Source organism: Thiobacillus sp. 65-1402 (assembly GCF_001897685.1).
GTDB lineage: Bacteria > Pseudomonadota > Gammaproteobacteria > Burkholderiales > Thiobacillaceae > Thiobacillus.
Map to the genome: position 1 here is coordinate 1 of NZ_MKUG01000209.1, position 4,411 is coordinate 4,411.

Sequence of the window (4,411 nt, forward strand, 5' to 3'; positions counted from 1 at the left end):
CCGCGTCGATGCCCTTGGCCTTGGCCTGCGCCACCGAGAGGCCGACGAAGCCGGCCTGCGGGCGCGAGAAGGTGACGCCGCAGTCCTTGTCCTGGTCGTAGACGCTGGCGTGGCCGAGCAGGTTGTCGGCAGCGACGCGGCCTTGCGTCGCGGCGGTGTGGGCGAGCATGTAGCCGCCGATGACGTCGCCCACCGCGTAGATGTGCGGCGCGCTGGTCTGGCAGCGGGCGTTGACCTTGATCGCCGCGCCGTCGAGTTCGACGCCGACCTTGTCCAGATTCAGCTTGCCGGTGTCGGGGCGCTTGCCGGTGGCCATCAGCACGATGTCGCAATCGAACACCGACTCGACGCCGTCCTTGTTGGCGTAGCGCAGCTTCATCGCGCCGGGCGTGCCGGAGACTTCGTTGATGGCGGCGCCGGTGACCACGGTGATTTCCTTCTCCAGCGCGGCGATCAGGGTCTTGCCGATCTCGTCCTCGATTTCGGCGAGGATGCGCTCGTGGCGCTCCAGCATCAGCACTTCGGTGCCGAAGTCGCGGAAGATCTGCGCCATTTCGACGCCGATCACGCCGCCGCCGACGATGCCGAGTTTCTTCGGCGGTGCGGCGAGGTTCCAGATGGTGTCGGAGGTGACGACGCCGCCGCTCGCCAGGTTCTCGCGCGCGCCGGGAATCGGCGGCACGAAGGCGGGGGCGCCGGTTGCAATCACCGCGGCGCCGAAGCTGACGGTGTAGGGCTCGCCTTCGACCGGGGTGATCTTCAGCGTGTGGGCGTCGACGAATTCGCCGTAGCCTTCGCGCACGTCGATCTTCATGCCGCGGTCGGCCTTCAGCGCCATTTCGCCGCGGCTGGTCTGCACCCAGCGGCGGTGCTTCTCGACCTGTTCCCAGTTGAGCTTCGGCGTGTTGGTTCCGTCGACGCCCATCTCGGCGTCGTGCGCACGGTTGCGGATGTTGTCCGCCGCGGCGCGCCAGGCCTTCGAGGGGATGCAGCCGCGCCACAGGCATTCGCCGCCGGGGAAGGGCTCGTTGTTGACCATCATCACCTTGACGCCGTGGTCGGCGAGGTCGCGCGCGCAGTCCTCGCCGCCGGGGCCGCCGCCGACGACGACGACCTGCACGTCCCAATTACCCTCGGGGATGGGCGAGACGGCCGCGACGGCTTCAGCCGCCGCGGCGCCGCCGGCCATCCACGCCTCGGGCGCCTCGATGGTCTGCTTCAGCGTGGCGAGATACAGCGCGACGTCGGCGCCGTTCAGCACGCGGTGGTCGCCGGTGATGGTGAACGGCGTGCCCTGCGGGCCGTTGGCGGCGATCGCCAGGATCGCCGAGATGCCGGGGGTGGGGATCGCGGTGAAGTGCGACACCCCTAGCATGCCCATGTTGGAAATGGTGAAGGTGGGATTCGAGTACTCGGCGGGCGCCAGCTTTCTCACCCGCGCGCGCTCGACCAGGCCGGTCCAGTCGGACTGCAGCGCCTGCAGCGGCTTCTTCTCGATGCCGTGCAGGATCGGTACCACCAGGCCGCCGTCGTTCGACATCACGGCGACGCCAAAGTCGTGATTGGCGCGCTCGACCAGCTTGTCGACCGGCTGGTAGGCCCAGTTCATGCGCGGGAACTTTGCCATCGCGACCGAGCAGGCCTTGGCGATCGCCACCGTCACCGAAACCTTGTTCGCCTTGGCGGCGGCGGTCAGCTTCGCGGTGTCGATGTTCACCGTGACGTTGAAGGTCGGCAGGGTGAGCGAGGCGGTCATCGCGTGGCTGACGGCCTTTTCCATCGAGGTCATCGCGCGGCCCTGGCCGGGCACGTCGACCTGCGGCAGCGAGTGCGCGACTTCCTGCATCGAGGGGCGCGCGCGCGCCACGTCGGCGGCGACGATCACGCCGGCGGGGCCGCTGCCGGCGAGCCCGGTGAGGTTCACGCCGAGCTGCGCGGCCACCTTGCGCGCGTAGGGGCTGGCCTGGCGGCCCTGCGGGCGCGCCACCGGCGGCACGTTGCCGGCGGCGGACACCTGCGCGGGCGCAGCCTTGGGAACGGGAATCGTGGCAGGCTTGTCGGCCGGATGCGGCGCGACCTTGTGGGTGTCCTTGACCTTGTGGTCGGCGGAAATCGTCACGCCGGTGTCGTTGGCCTTGGCGGCGTCGTCGACGATGAAGGCCATCGGGTGGCCGACCTCGACCACGCTGCCGACGTCGGCGATGGGGCCGGAAAGGAAGCCTTCCTGGAACACCTCGACGTCCATGATGGCCTTGTCGGTTTCGACCGTGGCGACGATGTCGCCGCGGCGGATGCGGTCGCCCGGCTGTTTTTCCCAGGTGACGACGACGCCTTCGGTCATGGTGTCCGACAGCTGCGGCATCACGATGGGCGTGCCGGCATGGTGCGGGATCATCTCGGTCTGGGCTTTTTCTTCCACCACTTCGTCGGCGGCAATCGCCACGTCGCCGGCGGTGTCGGTGATGTAGCCGAGCGCTGCGCCGACGGCGATGGTGGCGCCGACCTCGGCCAGCGGGCCGGCCAGATAACCGGCCTTGAACACCTCGACGTCCATGATGGCCTTGTCGGTTTCGACCGTGGCGACGATATCGCCGCGCTCGACGCGGTCGCCGGCCTGCTTTTCCCAGGTGACGACCACGCCCTCGGTCATGGTGTCCGAGAGCTGGGGCATGGTAATGGCGTAGTGGTTCATATGTGTAAGGGGCTAGGGGCTAGGATTTAGGGGCTAGGGGGCAGCTTGCTCTGCAGCGACTTGCGCAAACCCTGCAACATGCGTCCCAACTCATCAGTAGTGGTAAACAAGGCATCGCGCTGCTCGATGCCCAGATAATTCAAGCGTGCAGCGAGTTCAATCTGGGTTTCGACTTCCGCCAGCGAACCCATTGCGATTGACACGAAACGTAGATAGTCGCGCGTCGTATTACGCGCGTGGCCTTCGGCAATATTCGAAGGAATGGAAACCGCCGCGCGTTGCAACTGGTTGGCAAGGGCGTAGAGCTCGATTTGGGGAAACGTCCGGGTGACAGCGTAGACCGCTTCGGTCAGATTCATCGCCAACTGCCAGACAGACAAGTCGCGATAACTGAAGACATTCACCCCTAGCCCCTAAATCCTAGCCCCTAACCCCTGCCGTCAGGCCTTGCCGAACAGCTTCAGCACCGCCTTAACCACATCCTCGTGATCCGGGATCGCCGCCTTCTCCAGCGTGTGGTTGTAGGGCTGCGGCACCAGCGCCGAATGCACGCGCACCGGCGCGGTGTCCAGTTCGAAGAAGCATTCCTCGTTGATGATGGCGATGACTTCGGAGCCGACGCCGACCGGCGCTTCGTCTTCTTCGGCGACGACGGCGCGGTGGGTCTTGCTGACCGACGCCTTGATGCCGGCGCGATCGAGCGGCGACAGCGAATACAGGTCGACGACCTCGGCCGAGATGCCGTATTGCTTGTCGAGGATTTCGGCGGCCTTGAGGCACCAGTGCACCGAGATGTTGTAGCCGAACAGGGTGACGTCGGTGCCGGCGCGGGCGATTTCCGAGCCTTCCAGCGGGTGGAAGTATTCGCTGTCGGGCACTTCGCCCTTCATGTTGTACATCAGCTCGTGCTCGTTGATGAACACCGGGTCGTCGCAACGGATCGCCGACTTCAGCAGACCATAGGCCTGCTTGGGATTGGATGGCGTCACCACGCGCAGGCCGGCGATGCCCATGAACACCTTTTCCATGCGCGCCGAGTGCTGCGCGCCGAGCTGGTGCGCGGCGCCGCCGGCGGAGCGGAACACGCACGGCGCGGTCAGCTGGCCGCCCGACATGTAGCGCACCTTGGCGGCGGAGTTGAACATCTGGTCCATCGCCAGCCAGGCGAAGTTGACCGACATGATCTCGACGATGGGGCGCACGCCGAGGAAGGAGGCGCCGATGGCGAGGCCGGTGAAGCCACCTTCGGAAATCGGCGTGTCCATCACCCGCAGCGGCCCGTATTTCTCGTACAGGCCCTTGGTCGCCTTGTAGGTGCCGCCGGCGACGCCGATGTCCTCGCCCATGCAGATGACGAGCGGATCGCGCGCCATTTCTTCGTCGTGGGCGCGCTGGATCGCTTCCCAGTACATGATGTTTGCCATGCTGTCTTTTCCTTAAACCTTAAGCGGCCTTGCCGGTGAGCCACGGGAGCTGGGTGTCGCGGTCGGCGAGAACGTACTTCTCGAGATCCTCGACGCGGGGTTCGGGCGACTCTTCGGAGAACTTGATCACTTCGTTCTCGATGTAGGTGTCGGTTTCCTTCTCGACGGTCTCGAACTCGGCCATGGTGAGGGCACCTTCCTTGATCAGGCGGTCGCGCAGGATGAAGATGGGATCGCGCTGCTTCCACAGTTCCTCCTCCTCGCGCGAGCGGTAGCCGCGCGAATCGGACATCGA

The 4,411-nt window shown here is 66.0% G+C and carries 4 protein-coding genes; all 4 read right to left on the minus strand.

Annotation, left to right across the window (positions count from 1 at the left end):
* The coding region (locus tag BGO62_RS15495; protein WP_296644200.1) for an FAD-dependent oxidoreductase at window positions 1–2,671 on the minus strand (2,671 nt) is incomplete at its 3' end.
* A gap of 47 nt (window positions 2,672–2,718) precedes the next feature.
* Window positions 2,719–3,096: a four helix bundle protein gene (locus BGO62_RS15500; RefSeq protein WP_296644203.1), complete on the minus strand. Its 378-nt coding sequence runs from the start codon at window positions 3,094–3,096 to the stop codon at window positions 2,719–2,721.
* A 36-nt stretch (window positions 3,097–3,132) separates the two neighbouring features.
* Complete coding sequence (locus tag BGO62_RS15505) at window positions 3,133–4,116, minus strand: alpha-ketoacid dehydrogenase subunit beta (RefSeq protein ID WP_296644206.1); 984 nt, start codon at window positions 4,114–4,116, stop codon at window positions 3,133–3,135.
* Between the two features lie 19 nt (window positions 4,117–4,135).
* The coding region (locus tag BGO62_RS15510) for a thiamine pyrophosphate-dependent enzyme (protein ID WP_296644209.1) at window positions 4,136–4,411 on the minus strand (276 nt) is incomplete at its 5' end.

Excerpts from the sequence above, each read along its gene's own strand:
- BGO62_RS15505 (WP_296644206.1), bottom strand. The coding sequence starts at position 4,116 with ATGGCAAACATCATGTACTGGGAAGCGATCCAGCGCGCCCACGACGAA.